We start from the raw sequence: 18,688 nt of genomic DNA, 5'->3' as shown, positions 1-18,688 counted from the left end.
CTCCTCAGAACAGCCCGTCGCGGACCTGGATGCCGAGCTCGTTCTTGCCGTACAGGACAAGCACGCGCTCCGGGTCGTTGGCCGCGTGCACGCGTGCGGCGTGCGCGTCCCGCCAGAACCGGGGCAGCGGCGAGCCCTGGTTGATCGCCTTGCCGCCCGCGCTCTCGAAGAGCCGGTCGATCGCGGAGATCGCCCGCGCGCTGCCGAGCACCTGGTCCCGCCGGGCCCGCAGCCGCAGATCGATCGGGATCTTCGTGCCGGCGACGGCGTGTTCCCACTCGTCGTTGATGTCCTTCTCCAGCTGCCACCACGCGGTGTCGATGTCGTTGGCCGCCGTGGCGATCCGCACCTGCGCGAACGGGTCCTCGACCGACTTCTCGCCCAGGTAGGCGGCCCGGACGCGCTCACGGGTCGCGCCGACGTGCAGGTCGTACGCTCCGGTCGCCATGCCGATCATCGGCGCGGTGATCGCGTAGGGGTGGATCGTCCCGTACGGCATGCGGAACAGCGGACCGGGATTGACGTCCTGGCCGGGACAGATGCACCGCGCGGTGTGCAGCATGCTCAGCGCACGGTGCTCCGGCACGAACACGTCCTCGACCACGATGTCGTTGCTGCCGGTGCCGCGCAGGCCGACGGTGTCCCAGACGTCGTTGATCGTGTAGTCGGCGATCGGCAGCAGGAACGTGCGGAAGTCGACGGGCTTGCCCTCGTCGTTCATCACCAGGCCGCCGAGCAGCACCCAGGTGGCGTGGTCGCAGCCGGACGAGAAGCTCCACTTCCCGCTGAACCGGAACCCGCCCTCGACCGCCGTCGCACGACCCGTCGGCGCGTAGGACGACGAGATCCGGGTGTCCTGGTCCTCCCCGAACACCTCTTCCTGCGCCTGCACGTCGAACAACCCGACGTGCCACGGGTGCACACCCAGCACGGACGCGACCCAGCCCGTCGAGCCGCACGCGCTCGCGATCAGCTTCACGGCCGTGTAGAACTCCAGTGGATGCGACTCGAAGCCGCCGTACCGCACCGGTTGCAGCATCCGGAAGAAACCGGTCTCCTGCAACGCCTTCACCGACTCCGGCGGCACCTTGCGCAGCTCCTCCGCCTCCTGCGCGCGTTCCCGCAGAGCAGGCAGCAGCTCCCGCACCTTGCCGAGGATTTCCTCGCTCATCGGACTTTCTCCCTGCTCAGCTCCAGTGCGATGTCGATCAGCTGGTCCTCTTGCCCGCCCACGAGCCGGCGTTCGCCCGCGCGGATGAGGATCTGCGCGCCGGACACGCCGTAGCGTTTCGCCTGTGTGTAGGCGTGTTTGAGGAAGCTGGAGTAGACGCCCGCGTACCCCATCATCAGCGCCATCCGGTCGAGCAGGCACTCCTCGGGCATGACGGGCCGGACCACGTCCTCGGCCGCGTCCACGATCTTGAAGAAGTCCACGCCGGTGGAGAATCCGAGCTTGTCGCACACCCCGACGAACGCCTCCAGCGGCGTGTTCCCCGCGCCCGCCCCGAATCCGCGCACGCTGCCGTCGATCTGCTGTGCACCGGCCCTGGCAGCGGCGACCGAGTTCGCGACGCTCAGCCCGAGGTTCTCGTGTCCGTGGAACCCGACCTGTGCGTCCGTGCCCAGCTCCGCGACCAGCGCGGACACCCGGTCGGAAACCTGTTCCAGCACAAGGGCTCCGGCCGAGTCGACGACGTACACGCACTGACAGCCCGCGTCGGCCATGATCCGCGCCTGCTTCGCCAACGTCTCAGGCGGTTGCGAGTGCGCCATCATCAGAAATCCGACGGTCTCCAGGCCACGTTCTCGAGCGAGCTGGAAGTGCTGCACGGAGACGTCGGCTTCGGTGCAGTGCGTGGCGATGCGGACGATCGATGCGCCGTTGTCCTGGGAGATGAGGATGTCGTCCTTGACCCCGACACCGGGCAGCATCAGCACGGCGATCTTGGCCTGCTGCGCCGTCTCGGCCGCGACCTTGATCAGTTCCTGTTCCGGGGTGAGGCTGAAGCCGTAGTTGAACGACGACCCGCCGAGCCCGTCGCCGTGCGTCACCTCGATCACCGGCACCCCGGCGCCGTCCAGTGCCGCGACGATCGAACGAACGTCCTCGACCGTGAACTGGTGCCGCTTGTGGTGCGAGCCGTCACGCAGTGACGTGTCGGTCAGCCGCAGCTGCATGTGCGATCTCCTCCCCCACCTTGGTCGCGGCGGCGGTCATGATGTCGAGGTTCCCGGCGTACGCGGGCAGGAAGTCACCCGCACCCGCGACCTCGACGAAGATCGACACACGACCGGCGTCGAACTGCGGTTCGCTCAGCAACCGGAATCCCGGTACGTACGAACGGATGTCGGTCTCCATCCGAGCGATCGAGTCCGTGATCGGATCCGGGTCGGCGTCCTCGGGGATCGCGCAGAAGATCGTGTCGCGCATGATCATCGGCGGGTCCGCCGGGTTCAGCACGATGATCGCCTTGCCGCGTTCCGCTCCCCCGATGGCCTCGATGCCGTGGCTGGTGGTGCGGGTGAACTCGTCGATGTTGGCCCGCGTGCCCGGTCCCGCCGACACCGACGCCACACTCGCGACGATCTCCGCGTACGACACCGGAACCACCCGCGAAACGGCGTACACCATGGGAATCGTGGCCTGGCCGCCGCACGTGATCAGGTTGATGTTGGGCGCGTCCTTGTGCTCACCGAGGTTCACCGGCGGCACGACGTACGGCCCGACCGCCGCCGGGGTCAGGTCGATCGCCCGGATCCCGGCCTCCGCGTAGCGCGGCGCGTTCGCCCGGTGCACCGCCGCGGACGTCGCCTCGAACACGACGTCCGGCAGCTCGTCCTGACGCAGCAACCACTCCGCGCCGTCGACCGAGACCTCCAGGCCCAGCGACGCCGCGCGCCTGAGGCCCTCGCTGGCCGGGTCGATGCCGACCATCCAGCGAGGTTCCAGCACTTCGGAGCGCAGGAGCTTGTAGAGCAGGTCGGTGCCGATGTTGCCGGAGCCGACGATGGCCGCCTTCACCCAGTCACCTCACTCGAATTTCAGGTCGACAGAACCAAGTCCGGCGAACTCGGCGTGGAACTCGTCACCCGGCCGCGCGTCGATCGCCCGCGTGCACGACCCCGGCAGCACGATGTCGCCGGCCAGCAACCGGACGCCGAAGCTCGCGACCTTCTCCGCCAGCCACGCCACCGCGATCGCCGGGTCGCCCAGCACCGCGTCACCACGTCCTTCGGCGACGATCTCGCCGTTGCGGCGCAGGGTGGCCGCCACCGCGCCGATGTCCAGTTCGGACGGACGCACCCGCTCGGAGCCCAGCATGAACCCGGCCGACGACGCGTTGTCCGCGATGGTGTCCTGCAGACCGATCTTCCAGTCGATGATCCGGCTGTCGATCAGTTCGATGGCCGGCGCGACGAACTCGGTGGCGGCCAGCACGTCCTCTACCGTGCAGCCCTCCCCCGGCAGGTCGCGGGCCAGCAGGAACGCGATCTCCACCTCGACCCGCGGATACAGGTAGGCCGAGGCGTCCGCGGTCCCTGCGAGTTGCATGTCGTCGAGCAGGTGGCCGTAGTCGGGTTCGTCGACGCCCATCATCTGCTGCATCGCCAACGACGACAGGCCGACCTTGTGGCCGATCACGTCACGGTTGCGGTGCCGGACGTTGAGCAACTGGATCTCGTACGCGTCGACCACGTCGATGTCGGGATACAGCTCGACCAGCGGCTTGATCGGCACGCGGTCGCGTTCCGCCACGCGCAGCAACTCGGCGGCCGCTTCCCTGTTCTGGATCGTCAGCACCTGGCCTCCCCCGCACCCGTTGATTTGGCAGCGTGTTGCCCCGCACGGCGGCCCGAGAAGACGCAGTCGGCGAGCGCGAGCCCGCTGACATAGGACTCCGAGCACACGCCGACGGCCGACCGGCCCGCCGCGTACAGGCCGGGAACTCCTTGCACCTGACCGGTTTCCTCGTCCACGACGAGTCCGCCGAGGGTCAGCATCGGGCACGGGTAACCGAATCCCGCGCGCACGGACACGTTGATCAGCGAATACGGCGGCTTGCCGACGGGTTCGGGCACGCCGATTCCGGCCTTGGCCGCGACTTCCTCGACGGTCGGCGCGGTGACCAGGCCGCGACCCAACAGGTAGCGGACCTGCCAGCGCTGGAACGGCGCGGTCTGCGTCTTCACCTGGGCCCGCGCGACGCGCAGCACGTCGTCGTCGATCAGCAGCCACGCCTTGCCGCCGCGTTCGACGATCTCGCTGCCGATCGCCGCGCCGTACCGGGTCGCGTCACCGAACCTGCGCCCGTCCGAGTCCACCAGGACACCGCGTTGCAACGCGCTGGGCGGCGTGACGAACCGCCACACCGAGATCTTGTCCATCCGCGCGGTCTTCCCACCGGCGGCGACGCCGAGCCGGATCCCGCCGCCGTCGTCGCCAGGCGTACCGAGAGCGAGCCCGCCGCGGTGAGCAGGAGCGTTCTCGTGCACCATCGCCCGGTCCGCGATGAAACCGCCGGCGGAGATGATCACGCCCTGTCGCGCGGTCACCGTCACCGGGTGGGCGAATCGTTCCAGCCACCCGGCCAGGCCGAACAGCCTCCTGCCGAGCGGCGGGTAGTAGAGCCACGGCTTGGCGCCCGCCCTGGACAACGTCCCGTGCAGCGCCTTCGCGATCCCGGACAACGCGCGACACCGCACACCGGTCACCCGGCCGTCCGTCGTGATCAGCTCGACCGCGCGGGTCTGCGGCATGATCCGCACGCCCGCCCGCCGGGTCGCTTCCGCCAGCCGGGTGAAGAACGCCTTGCCCGAAGTTCCCTTCGCCCTGGTCCGATGTCCGCGCGGAGCCGGGTCGGGCCAGGCGTCCTCACTGCCGGACTGGTACAGGTAGTAGTCGTCGGTCGGGTACGAGGTCTTGAACGGGGACACGCGGGCGTCGAACGGCACGCCCTGGTCCTCCAGCCAGGCCAGCATCTTCGCGCTGTCCTCGCAGAACCGCCGCAGGGTCGCCTCGGAGACCGCGTCCCGGACCTCGGTGCGCAGATAGGCCACCATCGCCTCGACCGAATCGGTGACACCGGCTTCGACCTGCTGCCGCGTTCCACCGCCCGCGTACACGACGCCACCGGACAAGGCGGTCGCGCCACCACCGGCGAACCGGTCCAGGACCACCACGGACGCACCGGCCGCCGCGGCCTCGACGGCGGCGCACGCGCCGGCCGCACCGAAGCCGATGACGACCACGTCAGCGGTGACCTCCACGCAACCCTCCTGGAACAGGTTCTTGGCCAGAAACAGGTTCTTGGTGAGTCGACTTGCCTGGAACTCCTACACCATAGCGCCAAAGCACCCCGAAACTATAACCTGTTCTAGTCCGACTTCCGGGGAGGTGCGATGTACGACGTGATCGTCGTCGGCAGCGGTGCGGCAGGTATGACAGCCGCCCTCTGCACCGCTCAACAAGGCCTGCGCACCCTGATCATCGAGAAGGCCGAGCACTACGGCGGCTCGACCGCGAGGTCCGGCGGCGGCATCTGGGTGCCGAACAACGCGGTGGTCGCCGCCAACGGCGTGCCCGACTCGCCGGAGCAGGCCAGCACCTACCTGGGGCACATCGCCGGAGACGTACCCGCCGAGCTGCGAGAGGCGTTCCTGGACGCCGGACCCGCCATGCTGGCGTTCGTCGTCGCGCACACACCGCTGAAGTTCCGCTGGGTCCGCGACTACTCCGACTACTACCCGGAGGCACCCGGAGGCCAGCCCCGCGGCCGATCCGTCGAGCCGCTGCCGTTCAACACGAAACTCCTCGGCGAGGAGATCAAGGACCTCGAACCGCCGTACGTGCCGACACCGGCGGGCATCGTGATCACCCAGACCGACTACAAGTGGCTGACGCTGATCGGCCGCCACCCGCGCGGCATCATCACCGCCGCCAAGGTCTTCGCCCGCCGGTTCCTGCCGGGCCGGCGTCTGACCATGGGCCAGGCGCTGTCCGCCGGACTCAGGGCGGGACTCAAAGCACTGAACGTCGAGGTGAGGCTCAACACCGCCATGACCGACCTGCACCACGAGAACGGCCGCGTCGCCGGAGTCCTCGTCGGCGACCGCCTGATCACCGCCAAGCACGTCGTCCTGGCCGCGGGCGGGTTCGAGCACAACGAACGCCTGCGCAAACAACACCAGGACATCGGTACGGAGTGGACGGTCGGCGCGAAGGCCAACACCGGCGACGGCATCGAGGCCGGCATGCGGGCCGGCGCCGCCGTCGGGCTGATGGACGACGCCTGGTGGGGCCCGTCGGTCCCGTTGCCGCGCGGCCCGTTCTTCCTGCTCGCCGAACGCTCGCTACCCGGTTCCGTGCTGGTCGACAAGACCGGCCGCCGGTTCGTCAACGAGGCGGCGCCCTACATCGACGTGGTCAACGCGATGACCGGCGACACCTGGCTCGTCTTCGACCACACCTACCGCGGCCGCTACCCGTTCTGCGGCATCCCGCCGCGCCGCCCGCTCCCCCGCCGCTGGAAGGAATCCGTGCTCACGGCACCCAGCCTCGAAGAACTCGCGCAGGAAGCCGACCTGCCGGAACTCATCGACACCGTCCGGCGCTTCAACACCCTGGCCGTGGACGGCAAGGACGAGGACTTCCACCGCGGCGACAGCGCGTACGACCGCTACTACGGCGACCCGCGCAACCACCCGAACCCCAACCTGGCACCGCTGACGACCGGCCCGTTCTACGCGGTCAGGATCGTGCCCGGCGATCTCGGCACCAAGGGCGGCCTGCGCACCGACACCCGCGCACGGGTGCTGCGCGAGGACGGGTCGGTGATCGACGGCCTGTACGCGGCCGGAAACACCAGCGCCTCGGTCATGGGCCACACGTACGCGGGCGCGGGCGCCACCCTCGGACCGGCCATGACGTTCGGTTATCTCGCCGGCCTCGACATCTCTGGAGGAGAGTCATGACGCAGGACGCCGTACGCACGATCGACACCGGCGCACCTCCAGCGCGGTTCGCTCGCGGCTGGCACTGCCTCGGACTGGCCAGCACCTTCCGCGACGGCAAACCCCATGCCGTGGAGGCGTTCGGCACCAAGCTCGTGGTGTTCGCGAGCGAGGACGGCAAGATCAACGTGCTCGACGGGTACTGCCGGCACATGGGCGGGGACCTCACCCAGGGCACGGTCAAGGGCGACAACATCGCCTGCCCGTTCCACGACTGGCGCTGGGCGGGCAACGGCAAGTGCGTCGACATCCCTTACGCCAAGCGGGTTCCGCTGCGGGCACGCACCAGGTCGTGGATCACGCTGGAGGAGAACAAGCAGCTCTTCGTGTGGAACGACCCGCAGGGCAACCCGCCGCCGGAGAACGTGACGATCCCGCGCATCGAGTCGGCGTTCAGCGACGAGTGGAGCAACTGGACGTGGGACTCGGTGGTGATCGAGGGCGCGAACTGCCGCGAGATCATCGACAACGTCGTCGACATGGCCCACTTCTTCTACATCCACTTCGCGTTCCCGACCTACTTCAAGAACGTGATGGAGGGCCACGTCGCCTCGCAGTACCTCACGACGCGGGGACGGCCGGACGTCGCGATGGGCTCGAACTACACGGGTGACGTGGAAGTTCGTTCGGAGGCCGCGTACTACGGGCCGTCGTACATGATCGACTACCTGTGGAACGACTACAAGGGCCTCGAGATCGAAACCGTGCTGATCAACTGCCACTACCCGATCACGCCGAACTCGTTCCGGCTGCAGTGGGGCGCGATCGTGAAGAAGCTGCCGGGTGTCGACGACGTGCACGCCGACAAGATCGCGGCCAAGTTCGCGCGCGGCATCGGTGTCGGGTTCCTGCAGGACGTGGAGATCTGGCGGAACAAGACGCGGATCGACAACCCGTTGCTGTGCGAGGAGGACGGGCCGGTCTACCAGCTGCGGCGCTGGTACGAGCAGTTCTACGTCGACGTCGAGGACGTCAGCGACGACATGGTGCGGCGCTTCGAGTTCGAGGTCGACACGAGCAGGGCGATCGAGGTGTGGGAGAAGGAGGTCGCCGAGAACCTGGCCAAGCGGGAACCAGCGGCTCAGGAGTCGGCGACGTGAGCGAGCGGGACGAGTTCCTCGTCGGTGGCATGGGGCCGGTGAGGTGCGACTGCGGAAACCGGGTGCTGGTCAAGAAGAACAGCCCGCAGCACACGAGCGTGCAGTGGCTTTCCGACACTCGCGACTGCCCTGAGCTGTGCGGGCCGCGGTCGGCGTTCGTGCCGACGTGCCTTCGGCTGCGGGACAGCATCGAGAAGGCCGTGCGCGATGGCACGCTGGAGGTCGCCGATGGCTGAGGTGCACCGGGTCCGGGTCGACGCCGTGATCGAGGAGACGGCCGACGCGCGCTCGTTCGTGTTGTCAGGAGCGGATTTCACGCCGCGGCCCGGCCAGTTCCTGACCGTGCGGGCGGGCGAGGTCGCTCGGTGCTACTCCCTGTCCAGCGCGCCGGGCGAGCCGTTGAAGATCACGGTCAAGCGGACGCCGGACGGGTACGGTTCGGCGTGGATGTGCTCCGAGGTGCGCGCGGGCATGGAGCTGGACGTGCTGGCGCCGGCCGGCGTGTTCACGCCTTCGTCGTTGGACGGGTCGTTGCTCGCGTTCGCAGCCGGCAGCGGGATCACGCCGGTGATGTCGATCATCAAGACTGTGCTCGCGCAGGGGTCGGGGAAGGTTTTTCTCTTCTACGCCAACCGGGACGAGGGCTCCGTGATCTTCGCCCGCGAACTGGACGAGCTGGCGCGCTCCTGTCCGGATCGGCTGGTGGTCGTGCACTGGCTGGAGTCGGTGCAGGGGTTGCCGCACCTCGGCGCGTTGCGGGCGTTCGTCCGGGACTGCGACGAGGCGTTCGTGTGCGGGCCGGGGCCGTTCATGGAGGCCGCCCGCAAGGCGTTGCGGGACATCAAGGTCGTGCACATCGAGAAGTTCGTGTCGCTGTCCAGTGATCCGTTCGCCGAGGTCGTGCCGGTGGCAGATGATCGGCCGGACGCGGTGGTCGAGGTTTCTCTGGACGGTGAGGAGCACCGGTTTCCGTGGCCGGCGCGGCAGAAGCTGCTCGACCTGTTGCTGGAGAAGGGACTCGACGCGCCGTACTCGTGCCGCGAGGGTGCGTGCAGCGCGTGCGCGTGCCGGTTGGTCGAGGGCGAGGTCAAGATGCTCAACAACGACGTGCTCGACTCCGAGGACATCGCCGAGGGCATCGTGCTGGCGTGCCAGTCGGTTCCGGTCACCGACACGGTGAAGATCACCTACGAGTGAGGAGCGCTTGATGCCGATCGATCCGGACGTCGCGATCGGGGCGGAACTTCCCGAGATCAAGTTCTCCTGGACGCACTCGGACGTGCTGCTCTACCACCTGGCGCTGGGGGCCACCGAACTCCGCTACGTCTACGAGCAGGGCCTGCGGGTGCTGCCGACGTTCGGCGTGGTCGCGCCCAGGTTCCACGAGACCGCGCCACCCGCCGTGTCGTTCCCCGGCGTCGACGTCGACCTGGCCCGCGTTCTGCACGGCACGCAGGAGATCACCGTGCACGCCGCCCTCCCCGCTGAGGGCGAGGCGGTGCTGCGGACGCGGATCGCGGACGTGTGGGACAAGGGCAAGGCCGCGGTCATCGTGCAGGAGTCCACGGCTCTCACCCCGGACGGGACAGCCCTCTACACGACCAGGTCCAGCATCTTCGCTCGCGGCGAGGGCGGGTTCGGCGGCGAGCGCGGGCCGTCCGGCAGGGTCGAGGTGCCCGAGCGCGAACCTGACGTCGTGATCGAGACTCCGACGTTGCCGCAGCAGGCCTACCTGTACCGGCTTTGCGGTGACCGGAATCCGTTGCACGCCGATCCGGGCTTCGCCAGGGCAGCGGGGTTCGACCAGCCGATCCTGCACGGGCTGTGCACCTACGGCGTGGTGTGCAAGGCGGTGATCGACGCGCTGCTCGACGGGCCGGAGCAGGTGTTGTCGTTCGGGGCGAAGTTCGCGGGCGTGGTGTTCCCCGGCGAAACCCTGACCACACGGGTGTGGCGGGACGGTTCGCAGCTGGTGCTGACGACGTTCGCCGCGGACCGTCCTGTGCTCACCGATGCTGTGCTCAGCCTTCGCGACGTGCCGTGACAAGTAGCGTGCCCGGTTTGCCCTGCATCGGCGCGGGAACGACGTCTGTGGTCACGGCGCCGAACCCGGCATCGGACAGCATCGCCTTCCACCGCTCGGCAGACAGGTTCACCTTCGTGATCAACCGGCCAGGTTTCGGCGGGGGGCGATGTCGACGCCGACGCAGTGAGCGCCGAGCGTTGCCAGATGCGCGAGGTTGCAGATGTTCGCTTCTTCGTGCACCTGACGAACTTGCGTGGAGAGCGGGGCGAACCAGTGACGGCGACGGGCCGGGTCATTTCATCGCCGCTTCGCGACGATTGCGATTGGGGCTTGACTTCGAGGCCCTTGCGAGGCACATATCGGTAGCACCTCACACCCAAAGTCAAGCCCCAATCGCGCTGTGGTCACCTTGATACCGCTTCCCGGAGTGGGATTAGGCCTTTGCGGCTCGCCTTCGGCTTCGCGACAGAGTTTACTGGGCGATTCACTCTATTGTGTTTACGCCAGCCCGTTATCTTTTCGTGATCTTGCGGTAGAGTGGAACGCGTGATCGAAACCCGACTCCTCCCCACCGACGAGCTGCTGCGCAGTCTCGTCGACGAGGTGACGGAGATTCGGGTCCGCGAGAATGCCGTCCTGCAGAAGATCGCCGAGTTGGATCGGCGTGGAGCCGCGGGCGAGCTCGGTTACAAGAATTTGCCGCAGGTGTTGCGGCACGCGGTCCGATGGGATCTCACCACGGCCAAGAAATGGGTCACGAACGCCGGGTTGCTGGGCAGAGAGATTACCCCGACCGGCAGCGAGCTCGCCCCCGAACTTCCCGTGACCGCCGAGGCCGCGGCAGAGGGGGCGCTGTCGATCGAGCACGTCGCGGTGGTCGCCGAGATCATGAAGGCTCTGCCCGCCGCAGCCGAGGACCCTGTCGTCAGCTTCGCTCGTGAGCATGAGCCCAGTGCGGTGCGCGCGTTCGGCAAGGAACTGGCCTACCGGCTCCATCAGGACGACCCCGAACCTCGCGACCCCGAACCCGAGCCACAGGTCAACCAGCACGTCATGCGCTGGAAGAACGGCCAGCTGGAGATCAGGGCGCTCCTGGACACGGTCACCGGCGCGAAGTACGAGGCGCTGCTCGACCCCCTGGCCAAGCCCCGCCCCGAGACCGCCGAGAACGGCCCCGACCTGCGCTCCCGCGCCGAACGCGAAGGCGACGCGCTGGCCGAGCTGGTCGACCTGATGCTGCGCGCCGACCAACTGCCCGACCACGGCGGCGAACCGGTCACGCTCACTGTGACCATGCGCTATGACGACCTCGCCGAGCAGGTCGGCCAGGCGACGCTGGACAACGGCGAGCGCGTGCCCGCCGACCAGGTCCGTCAGTTGGCGTGCGACGCGGGCATCATCCCGCTGGTCCTGGGCGAGAAGTCCCAGCCGATGAACATCGGCCGCAAAACCCGCACCTTCCCCGCCGGAATCCGCCGAATCCTCGTCGCCCGCGACCGCGGCTGCGCATTTCCCGGATGCGGCCGACCACCCAAACAATGCGACTCCCACCACATTCACCACTGGGCGGACGGCGGTGAAACTTCAGTCGACAACGCCGTCCTGCTCTGCCGTCATCACCACACGCTCATCCATCAAAGCGAATGGGACGTGACAATGGTGCACGGCATGCCGACTTTCTATCCGCCGAAGTGGCTCGACGCGCAACGCAAACCCAGGCGCAATCTTCTTCATGTCGCCGCCTGATTGCCCCGGCAAAGCCGTGCGAAGCGAGCCGGACAGCCGGGATTCCGCGATGGGCGAGCCCGCTACCTGTGCGCCGCTGAGCAGCGGAAATAACGCAAGCCCCAATCGCAATCGTCGTGAAGCGGCGATGAAATGACCCAGCTCGTCACGAACTCGCGCCCGATCTCCTCGGCCATGTCGGCCGTTCACCATCCTGGCTCCTCAACACCCGCCCCCACCAGACCTTCGACTGGCACAATCCAGCCCGAACCCTGAACAACCGAGTTCCTCCTGGGTGCCGCTATCGGAACAGAGCGCGGGCTACCGCGAGCACAACTGGCGGGTTCACCAAGACTGACCGAGGACCAGCCCGCTGGTAGGGACGCCCGTGCCGGCGGTGACCAGGACGTGCTCGACATTCGCGACCTGGTTCACAGCGGTGCCGCGCACCTGCCGGACGCCCTCCGCGATGCCGTTCATGCCGTGCAGGTAGGCCTCGCCGAGCTGGCCGCCGTGCGGGTTGAGCGGGAGTGAACCGTCCAGTTCCAGGGCGCCGGACGCCACGAAGTCCTTCGCCTCGCCCTTCGCGCAGAAGCCCAGCTCTTCCAGCTGGACCAGCACGAATGGCGTGAAGTGGTCGTAGAGCACGGCGACGTCCACATCGGACGGACCGATGCCCGACTTCTCCCAGAGTCCTCGCGCCACCACGCCCATCTCCGGGAGGCCGGTCAGGTCGTCGCGGTAGTAGCTGGTCATCGTGAACTGGTCGACGCCGCTGCCCTGCGTGGCGGCCTTGACGTGCGCGGGCTTGTTCGGCAGGTCGCGGGCGCGTTCCGCCGAGGTGACGACCAGCGCGACGCCGCCGTCGCTCTCCTGGCAGCAGTCGAGCAGCCGCAGCGGTTCGGCGATCCACCGGGACGCCTGGTGATCTTCGAGCGTGATCGGCCGTCCGTGGAACCACGCGTGCGGGTTCGTGGCGGCGTGCTTGCGGTCGATCACCGCGATCCGGCCGAAGTCCTCGGAAGTCGCGCCGTACTCGTGCATGTACCGGCGGGCGAACATCGCGACCATCGCGCCCGGCGTGCCCAGGCCCATCGGGTACGACCAGCTGTTGTCGATGTTCGCGGCGGCCGCGGTCTGGACCTGGCCGAACCGGTGGCCCGAGCGTTCGTTGAACGCCCGATAGCAGACCACGACCTTCGCCGCGCCGGTCTCGACCGCCATCGCGGCCTGTTGCACGGTCGCGCACGCCGCCCCGCCGCCGTAGTGGACGCGGCTGAAGAACGTCAGCTCCGGGATGCCCAGCTCGCGCGCGACCGCGATCTCGGCGTTGGTGTCCATGGTGAAGCTGACCAGACCGTCCACATCGGATGGTTCGAGTCCTGCGTCTTCCAGTGCGGCTCGTACCGCTTCGGCGGCCAATTGGAGTTCGCTGCGCCCGGAGTCCTTCGAGAAGTCCGTCGCGCCGATGCCCGCGATCGCGGCGTTCATGCCGGCACCTCGATCTTCACGGTGCCGGTGACGTGGTCGCCGTGCCCGGTCCGGCCGACGACCTCGATGGTCAGGTCCTGGTCCTCGCGTCCGATGACCTGGCCGAAGAACTTCAGCGTGTCGTAGGCGTAGCAGGGTGCGCCGAGGCGGATGTTCACCTGACGCACCAACGCTTCCGGTCCGGCCCAGTCCGTGACGTACCGCTGCACCAGGCCGGTCGTGGTGAGGATGTTGATGAAGATGTCCTTCGAGCCGCGCTGGACCGCCAGGTCGCGGTCGTGGTGGACGTCCTGGAAGTCACGCGTGGCCAGCGCGGTGCTGATCACGAACGTGGGCGTGGCCTCGACGTGCCACTCGGGCAGGGAATCACCGATCCGCACGGGGCCTCCAGCTCGGCATCGTCAGCTCGTCGTCGACCTTGGTGAACACGACCTCGACCGGTAGTCCGATGCTGGGCTCGCCGGCCAGTTCGCCCAGCATCCGCACGCCCTCGTCCAGTTCGATCAGGGCGATCACGAACGGGGTCTGCTTGCCGGGCACCTGCGGGTGGTGGTGCACGACGTAGCTGTAGACCACGCCGTACCCGTCCGAGACGAGGTACTTCGGTTTGGTGGCACCGCATTCCGGGCACATCGGGCCTGGTGGGTGCCGCAGCAGCCCGCAGCCGCCGCAGCGCTGGATGCGCAGCTCGCCCTGCCGGCACCCTTCCCAGAAGTACTCGGTGTCGCGGTTGACGGCAGGCCGGATCGCCTGCGCTTTCGGAGGTTCCGGTGCTGCCGCCGGTTTCTCCGCCGGCCGGAACTTCAGCACGCGGAACCGCATCTCCGCCACCGGTTCGTCGCCGACCCACCAGGTGCTCCTGGTCGTGACGAACCAGCCCTCGCCCAGCCCCGTCTTCTTCGGGCCGGTGACGTCCTCCAGGCTCGTCGTCACCGAGAGGTGCTCGCCGACCTTGAGGTAGCGGTGGTAGGTCTGGTCGCTGTTGGTGGCGACCACGGACGTGAACCCGGCCTCGTCCAGGATCTTCATCATCGCGCCGAGCGGGTCGTCCAGGGTGCGCTGGCCGTGCAGTCCGGCCATCGTCCACACCTGGACCATCGCGGGCGGTGCGACCTCGGTGTAGCCGGGGTGCCGGTCGCCGATGGCCTCCAGCCAGTTGTTGATCATCGGCAGGTTGACCGGGTCGCGTGCCAGCCGTGGCGCGCATTCGCCCTTTTCGGCGATGCGCGCGGCCTCTTTCTCGATGTCGATCATCGCACCACCCGAGGCAGGCCGAGCCCGATGCTGGTGATGAGCTCGCGCTGGATCTCCTGCACTCCGCCGCCGAAGGTCAGCACGAGGTTGCGCCGTGCCTGCACGTCCAGCCACCGCACCAGTTCCGCGCCGGCGCCGTGCCGTCCGACGAGTTCTTCGAGCAGCCTGCCGATGCGCTGGGTCCGGTCGGCGGCGAACACCTTGGTGGCGCTGGCGTCCGCTACCTCGACCTCGCCGGCCGCGACCTGCCAGTTCAGCAGCTCGTTCACCCGGTGCACCGCTCGTGCTTCGGCCAACGCCCGTTGGACGTCCGGCAGGTCGAGGAGCTCTCGTTCGGCAGCCCAGCTGTGCACTCGTTCGATCAGCGCGCCGATCCGCCCGGACGGGCCGAGCATCACGCGTTCGTGGTTGAGCTGGGTGGTGATCAGCCGCCAGCCCTTGTTCTCCTCGCCGACCCGCATGTTCTCGGCCACACGGACGTCGTTGTAGTAGGTGGCGTTGACGTGGTGCGCGCCGTCGCAGGTGATGATCGGCGTCCAGGAGTAGCCGGGATCCTCGGTGTCGACGATCAGGATCGTGATGCCCTTGTGCCGCGAGTCCGGCGCTCCGGTGCGGCAGGCCAGCCACACGTAGTCCGCGTCGTGGCCGCCGGTCGTGAACGTCTTCTGCCCGTTGACGATGTAGTGATCACCTTCGCGCACGGCCTTGGTGCGCAACGAGGCCAGGTCGGTGCCGGCGTCCGGCTCGGTGTAGCCGATGGCGAAGTGGATGTCGCCCTTGAGGATGCGCGGCAGGAAGAAGTCCTTCTGCTCCTGCGTGCCGAACGCCTGCAGCGTCGGCCCGACCGTCTGCAGCGTCACGTACGGCAGCGGGACGTCCGCGCGGGCGGCCTCGTTGACGAAGATCTGCTGCTCGATCGGCCCGAAACCCTTGCCGCCGTACTCCTGCGGCCACCCGACGCCGAGCCTGCCGTCGTTGCCGAGCCTGCGCACCAACGCGCGGTAGGTCTCGCCATGCCGTTCGGTGAGCATCGCCTCGCGTTCCCCAGCGGACATGAGGTTCGCGAAGTACTCACGCAGCTCGTCCCGGAGCTTCAGCTGCTCGGCGCTGAGGTCAATGAACATCGATGGCTCCCAAGCGGTGCTCCACTCCGCCGACGAACCGCGTCAGCTCCTTGGCCATGCCGTAGTACCGGTGCATCGGGTAGGTGATGTCGAGGCCGAGACCGCCGTGCAGGTGGTGGCAGGTGTGCACGGCCGGCATCGCCTCGGCCGCGAGCCAGTAGGCGGCGGTGCCGAGGTCGTGGTCGTCGAGGCTCCAACACGCCGTCAGCGCGGCCAGGTGCAGCGTGCGGGCGGCGATGTAGACGTCCGCGACCTGGCACGCCGCCGCCTGGAAGGTCGACAGCGGTTTGCCGAACTGGTGGCGGGTGCCGACGTGCTTGACGGTGAGGTCCAGGGCTCCTGCCAGGACACCGTCCGCGACCGCGACCGCTCCCATCAACGCGAACCGCCGCAGATCCTCGGCCGCGCCCGCCAACTCCTGGCCCTGGGCACCGTCGAGGTGCACTGTTCCGTCCGATGTGGACACGCCGGGTTGCGCGGGATCGACGATGAAGACACCCGCGTCGGTGCTCACGAGGATCCGTTGCGCCTCCCCGGCGTGCGGCACGTTGATCTTCACGCCGAAGATCCCGTCAGGACCCGCGGTGGTGCTCGGCACGGCGGGCAGCGGCGCGGAGGGCTCGCTCAACGCCGCCGTCAGCACCCCGTGTTGCTGAGTGACCAACGGGAGCAGCTCGTCCTGCTGTTCCGGGGTGCCGTGCCTGACGATCGGCAGCACGCCCAGCGCCAGCGTGGCCAGCGCCGGAACGTCCGCCGCCCGGCGTCCGACCTCGGTGAGCAGGACGGCCGTCTCCAGGGCGCCGAGCCCGTCGCCGCCGAGCCGTTCCGGAACGGCCAGGGCCAGCAACCCCGCCTCCCCCAGGGCTTTCCAGGGCGTGTCGCTCTCCCTGCCCAGCACGTCGGCCGCCAGCGCGGCGATCTCCTGCTGGGCCTCGTCGAGGCTGAAATCCATCAAGGCTCCCTCGGTAGACCGAGAATCCGTTCGCCAGCCAGGTTCATCAGCACCTGCGTCGTGCCACCCGCGATGCTCAGGCACCGCGTCAGCAGGAACTCGTGGATCAGCTCGTTGTCGGCGGCCGCGCCCGGTCCGAGCAGCTCGACCGCGAACTCCGCGACGTCCTGCCGTTGCCGCACGCCGACCAGCTTGCGCACGCTGGACTCCGCGCCCGGCTCCTGCCCGCTGAGCACGCGCAGACTCGCCCGCAGGTCCAGCACCGACACCGCGAGTCCCTGGGCCACCAGCTCACCGAGTCGTTCGGGACGTTCAGCGGCCGCCGGTTGCCGCAGAACCTGTTCCAGTGCGTCACCGAGCGACGAACCGCGGCCCATCGCGACGCGTTCGTTCGCGAGGGTCGTGCGCGCCAGCCGCCAGCCGTCGTCGACCGCGCCGACCACGCAGTCGTCCGGCACGAACACGTCGTCCAGGAAGACCTCGTTGAACCGCGCGTCGCCGGTGATCTCCCGCAACGGCCGCACGTCGACACCTTCGGAGCGCATGTCGACCAGGAAGTACGTGATGCCCTTGTGCTTCGGCACCTCGGAGTCCGTGCGGGCCAGGCAGATCGCCCAGTCGGCCTGGTGCGCGAGCGACGTCCACACCTTCTGCCCGGTGAGCCGCCAGCCGCCGTCCACCTTCAGCGCCTTGGTGCGCAACGACGCCAGGTCCGACCCGGCCTCCGGTTCGCTGAACAGCTGGCACCAGGTGAGCTCGCCGCGCAACGTCGGCCGCACGAACCGTTCCTGCTGCTCGGGCGTGCCGTGGCGGAGGATCGTCGGCCCCGCCCAGGCCCCGATGATCAGGTCCGGCCTGCGCACCCCCGCTCGCGCGAACTCGTCGTCGATCACCATCTGCCGGGCCGGTCCGGCGTCCTGCCCGAACGGACGCGGCCAGTGCGGCACCAGGAACCCGCTGTCCGCCAGCCGTTCCCGCTGCTGCGCGGCGTCCAGTCCGGCGATCTCCTCGGCGAACGCCCGCACCTCCTGGTCGCGTTCGATCTCGACGGAGTGGGACCTGCGCACACCTTGGAGCGCCAGTTCGGCGACCCGCCGGCGCCAGTGCGCGACCCCACCCGCGAGCTGCTGCAACGCCAACGACCGGCGCAGGTAGCGATGCGCGTCGTGCTCCCAGGTGAACCCGATGCCACCGAGCACCTGGATGCAGTCCTTGGCGTTGCGCACCGCGGCGTCCAGCGCCACCGCCGCCGCGACCGCGGCCGCCAGCGGATGTTCGTCCTCGCCGACCGAACTCGCCGCGTCCCACGCGACCGAACTCGCCTGCTCGGCCCGGCACAGCATCTCGACGCACAGGTGCTTGACCGCCTGGAACGACCCGATGACACGCCCGAACTGCTGACGCTGTTTCGCGTACTCGACGGCGGTGTTCAGACACCACGCCGCCACCCCGCTCGCCTCGGCGGCCATCAACGTCACCGCGAGGTCCGTCGGATCAGCCACTTCGAGACCAGGCGCGTCGACCACCACCGACCCGAGCGAACGCGACAGGTCGACGGCTTCTAGACCGGTCACCGTCACCTGCTCGGCCGGCACGAGCATCCACGTGTCCGCCTTGAGCAGCAGATGTGTTGCCTCAGCAGCACCGACGACGTGGTGTGGCGAAAATCCCAACCCGGCGATCCCGTCAAACTCCGGAAACAGCACCGAAACCAGCGCCGTGGGCAGCAACGGCCCCGGCACGAGGTTCTCCGCCGCCCGCTCCAGCATCACCGCGAGATCGGCGACCGTGCCGCCCTCCCGCGTCACCTCGAAGAACCCGACCCGGACGAGATCAGCCCACTCGCCCTTGGCCGCGTCCACACTGTCCCGCAACGCTCGTTGTTCACCGGTCGTGGCGATCGGCATGCGGCCTCCTCCAGTACGTGAAGAAGTTTATAGAACGTGTTCTAATTCGAGCAACAGATCATGGCCGCGAAACCGATCGAGTACGATGAGAGGGCAGC

18 protein-coding genes are annotated in these 18,688 nt (G+C 68.5%); 6 read left to right on the top strand and 12 right to left on the bottom strand.

Annotated elements, in window-relative coordinates; translation table 11 throughout:
- Nucleotides 1-4 precede the first annotated feature (4 nt).
- The 5 genes from hsaA to SK803_RS03725 are packed head-to-tail and all read right to left on the bottom strand — an operon-like array spanning nucleotide 5 to nucleotide 5,268.
- Entirely contained in the window at nucleotides 5-1,171 is a 1,167-nt protein-coding gene (hsaA, locus tag SK803_RS03745; RefSeq protein WP_319964303.1) for a 3-hydroxy-9,10-secoandrosta-1,3,5(10)-triene-9,17-dione monooxygenase oxygenase subunit, read from the bottom strand.
- The gene (gene dmpG / locus SK803_RS03740; protein WP_319964302.1) at nucleotides 1,168-2,178 is read right to left on the bottom strand and encodes a 4-hydroxy-2-oxovalerate aldolase; all 1,011 of its coding nucleotides are present in this window, start codon (nucleotides 2,176-2,178) and stop codon (nucleotides 1,168-1,170) included. The genes hsaA and dmpG overlap by 4 nt, the downstream gene beginning before the upstream one ends.
- Nucleotides 2,144-3,022 carry an acetaldehyde dehydrogenase (acetylating) gene (locus SK803_RS03735; protein ID WP_319964301.1) on the bottom strand — a complete coding sequence of 293 codons (879 nt, stop codon included), beginning with the start codon at nucleotides 3,020-3,022 and terminating at the stop codon, nucleotides 2,144-2,146. The genes dmpG and SK803_RS03735 overlap by 35 nt, the downstream gene beginning before the upstream one ends.
- Before the next feature lie 9 nt (nucleotides 3,023-3,031).
- Nucleotides 3,032-3,802, bottom strand: a complete 771-nt coding sequence (locus SK803_RS03730) for a 2-keto-4-pentenoate hydratase (protein WP_319964300.1) — start codon at nucleotides 3,800-3,802, stop codon at nucleotides 3,032-3,034.
- A complete protein-coding gene (locus tag SK803_RS03725; protein WP_319964299.1) occupies nucleotides 3,796-5,268 on the bottom strand; it encodes an FAD-binding protein in 1,473 nt (490 codons plus the stop codon). Before SK803_RS03725 ends, SK803_RS03730 begins: the two co-directional genes overlap by 7 nt.
- Before the next feature lie 132 nt (nucleotides 5,269-5,400).
- On the opposite strand from SK803_RS03725, the gene SK803_RS03720 reads away from it, so the two are divergent.
- From SK803_RS03720 to SK803_RS03700, 5 genes are read left to right on the top strand one after another with little or no spacing between them, the layout of a single operon-like run.
- On the top strand, nucleotides 5,401-6,972 hold the full coding sequence (locus SK803_RS03720; RefSeq protein ID WP_319964298.1) for an FAD-dependent oxidoreductase: 1,572 nt from the start codon (nucleotides 5,401-5,403) through the stop codon (nucleotides 6,970-6,972).
- Nucleotides 6,969-8,111, top strand: coding sequence for a Rieske 2Fe-2S domain-containing protein (locus SK803_RS03715; RefSeq protein ID WP_319964297.1), 1,143 nt, complete (start codon nucleotides 6,969-6,971; stop codon nucleotides 8,109-8,111). The genes SK803_RS03720 and SK803_RS03715 overlap by 4 nt, the downstream gene beginning before the upstream one ends.
- Nucleotides 8,108-8,347: a hypothetical protein gene (locus tag SK803_RS03710; protein ID WP_319964296.1), complete on the top strand. Its 240-nt coding sequence runs from the start codon at nucleotides 8,108-8,110 to the stop codon at nucleotides 8,345-8,347. The genes SK803_RS03715 and SK803_RS03710 overlap by 4 nt, the downstream gene beginning before the upstream one ends.
- Complete coding sequence (locus tag SK803_RS03705; RefSeq protein ID WP_319964295.1) at nucleotides 8,340-9,308, top strand: ferredoxin--NADP reductase; 969 nt, start codon at nucleotides 8,340-8,342, stop codon at nucleotides 9,306-9,308. Before SK803_RS03710 ends, SK803_RS03705 begins: the two co-directional genes overlap by 8 nt.
- A 10-nt stretch (nucleotides 9,309-9,318) precedes the next feature.
- The gene (locus SK803_RS03700) at nucleotides 9,319-10,155 is read left to right on the top strand and encodes a MaoC/PaaZ C-terminal domain-containing protein (RefSeq protein WP_319964294.1); all 837 of its coding nucleotides are present in this window, start codon (nucleotides 9,319-9,321) and stop codon (nucleotides 10,153-10,155) included.
- On the opposite strand, the gene SK803_RS03695 is transcribed toward SK803_RS03700, so the two are convergent.
- The gene (locus SK803_RS03695; RefSeq protein WP_319964293.1) at nucleotides 10,133-10,279 is read right to left on the bottom strand and encodes a hypothetical protein; all 147 of its coding nucleotides are present in this window, start codon (nucleotides 10,277-10,279) and stop codon (nucleotides 10,133-10,135) included. The genes SK803_RS03700 and SK803_RS03695 overlap by 23 nt on opposite strands.
- A gap of 404 nt (nucleotides 10,280-10,683) precedes the next feature.
- On the opposite strand from SK803_RS03695, the gene SK803_RS03690 reads away from it, so the two are divergent.
- The gene (locus SK803_RS03690) at nucleotides 10,684-11,883 is read left to right on the top strand and encodes an HNH endonuclease signature motif containing protein (protein WP_319964292.1); all 1,200 of its coding nucleotides are present in this window, start codon (nucleotides 10,684-10,686) and stop codon (nucleotides 11,881-11,883) included.
- A gap of 324 nt (nucleotides 11,884-12,207) precedes the next feature.
- Here SK803_RS03690 and SK803_RS03685 read toward each other — a convergent pair whose 3' ends face one another.
- From SK803_RS03685 to SK803_RS03660, 6 genes are read right to left on the bottom strand one after another with little or no spacing between them, the layout of a single operon-like run.
- Nucleotides 12,208-13,353 carry a lipid-transfer protein gene (locus SK803_RS03685; protein WP_319964291.1) on the bottom strand — a complete coding sequence of 382 codons (1,146 nt, stop codon included), beginning with the start codon at nucleotides 13,351-13,353 and terminating at the stop codon, nucleotides 12,208-12,210.
- Nucleotides 13,350-13,733: a MaoC family dehydratase gene (locus tag SK803_RS03680; protein ID WP_319964290.1), complete on the bottom strand. Its 384-nt coding sequence runs from the start codon at nucleotides 13,731-13,733 to the stop codon at nucleotides 13,350-13,352. Before SK803_RS03680 ends, SK803_RS03685 begins: the two co-directional genes overlap by 4 nt.
- On the bottom strand, nucleotides 13,720-14,604 hold the full coding sequence (locus SK803_RS03675) for a bifunctional MaoC family dehydratase N-terminal/OB-fold nucleic acid binding domain-containing protein (protein WP_319964370.1): 885 nt from the start codon (nucleotides 14,602-14,604) through the stop codon (nucleotides 13,720-13,722). Before SK803_RS03675 ends, SK803_RS03680 begins: the two co-directional genes overlap by 14 nt.
- Nucleotides 14,604-15,731, bottom strand: a complete 1,128-nt coding sequence (locus tag SK803_RS03670) for an acyl-CoA dehydrogenase family protein (protein ID WP_319964289.1) — start codon at nucleotides 15,729-15,731, stop codon at nucleotides 14,604-14,606. Before SK803_RS03670 ends, SK803_RS03675 begins: the two co-directional genes overlap by 1 nt.
- Nucleotides 15,721-16,683, bottom strand: coding sequence for an acyl-CoA dehydrogenase family protein (locus SK803_RS03665; protein WP_319964288.1), 963 nt, complete (start codon nucleotides 16,681-16,683; stop codon nucleotides 15,721-15,723). The genes SK803_RS03670 and SK803_RS03665 overlap by 11 nt, the downstream gene beginning before the upstream one ends.
- Nucleotides 16,683-18,590 carry an acyl-CoA dehydrogenase family protein gene (locus SK803_RS03660; protein ID WP_319964287.1) on the bottom strand — a complete coding sequence of 636 codons (1,908 nt, stop codon included), beginning with the start codon at nucleotides 18,588-18,590 and terminating at the stop codon, nucleotides 16,683-16,685. Before SK803_RS03660 ends, SK803_RS03665 begins: the two co-directional genes overlap by 1 nt.
- Nucleotides 18,591-18,688 lie beyond the last annotated feature (98 nt).

This window comes from Lentzea miocenica (genome assembly GCF_033949945.1).
Classification (GTDB): domain Bacteria; phylum Actinomycetota; class Actinomycetes; order Mycobacteriales; family Pseudonocardiaceae; genus Lentzea; species Lentzea miocenica.
The sequence above is the reverse complement of the archived record's forward strand: the minus strand, read 5'-3'. Positions and strand labels throughout refer to the sequence as shown.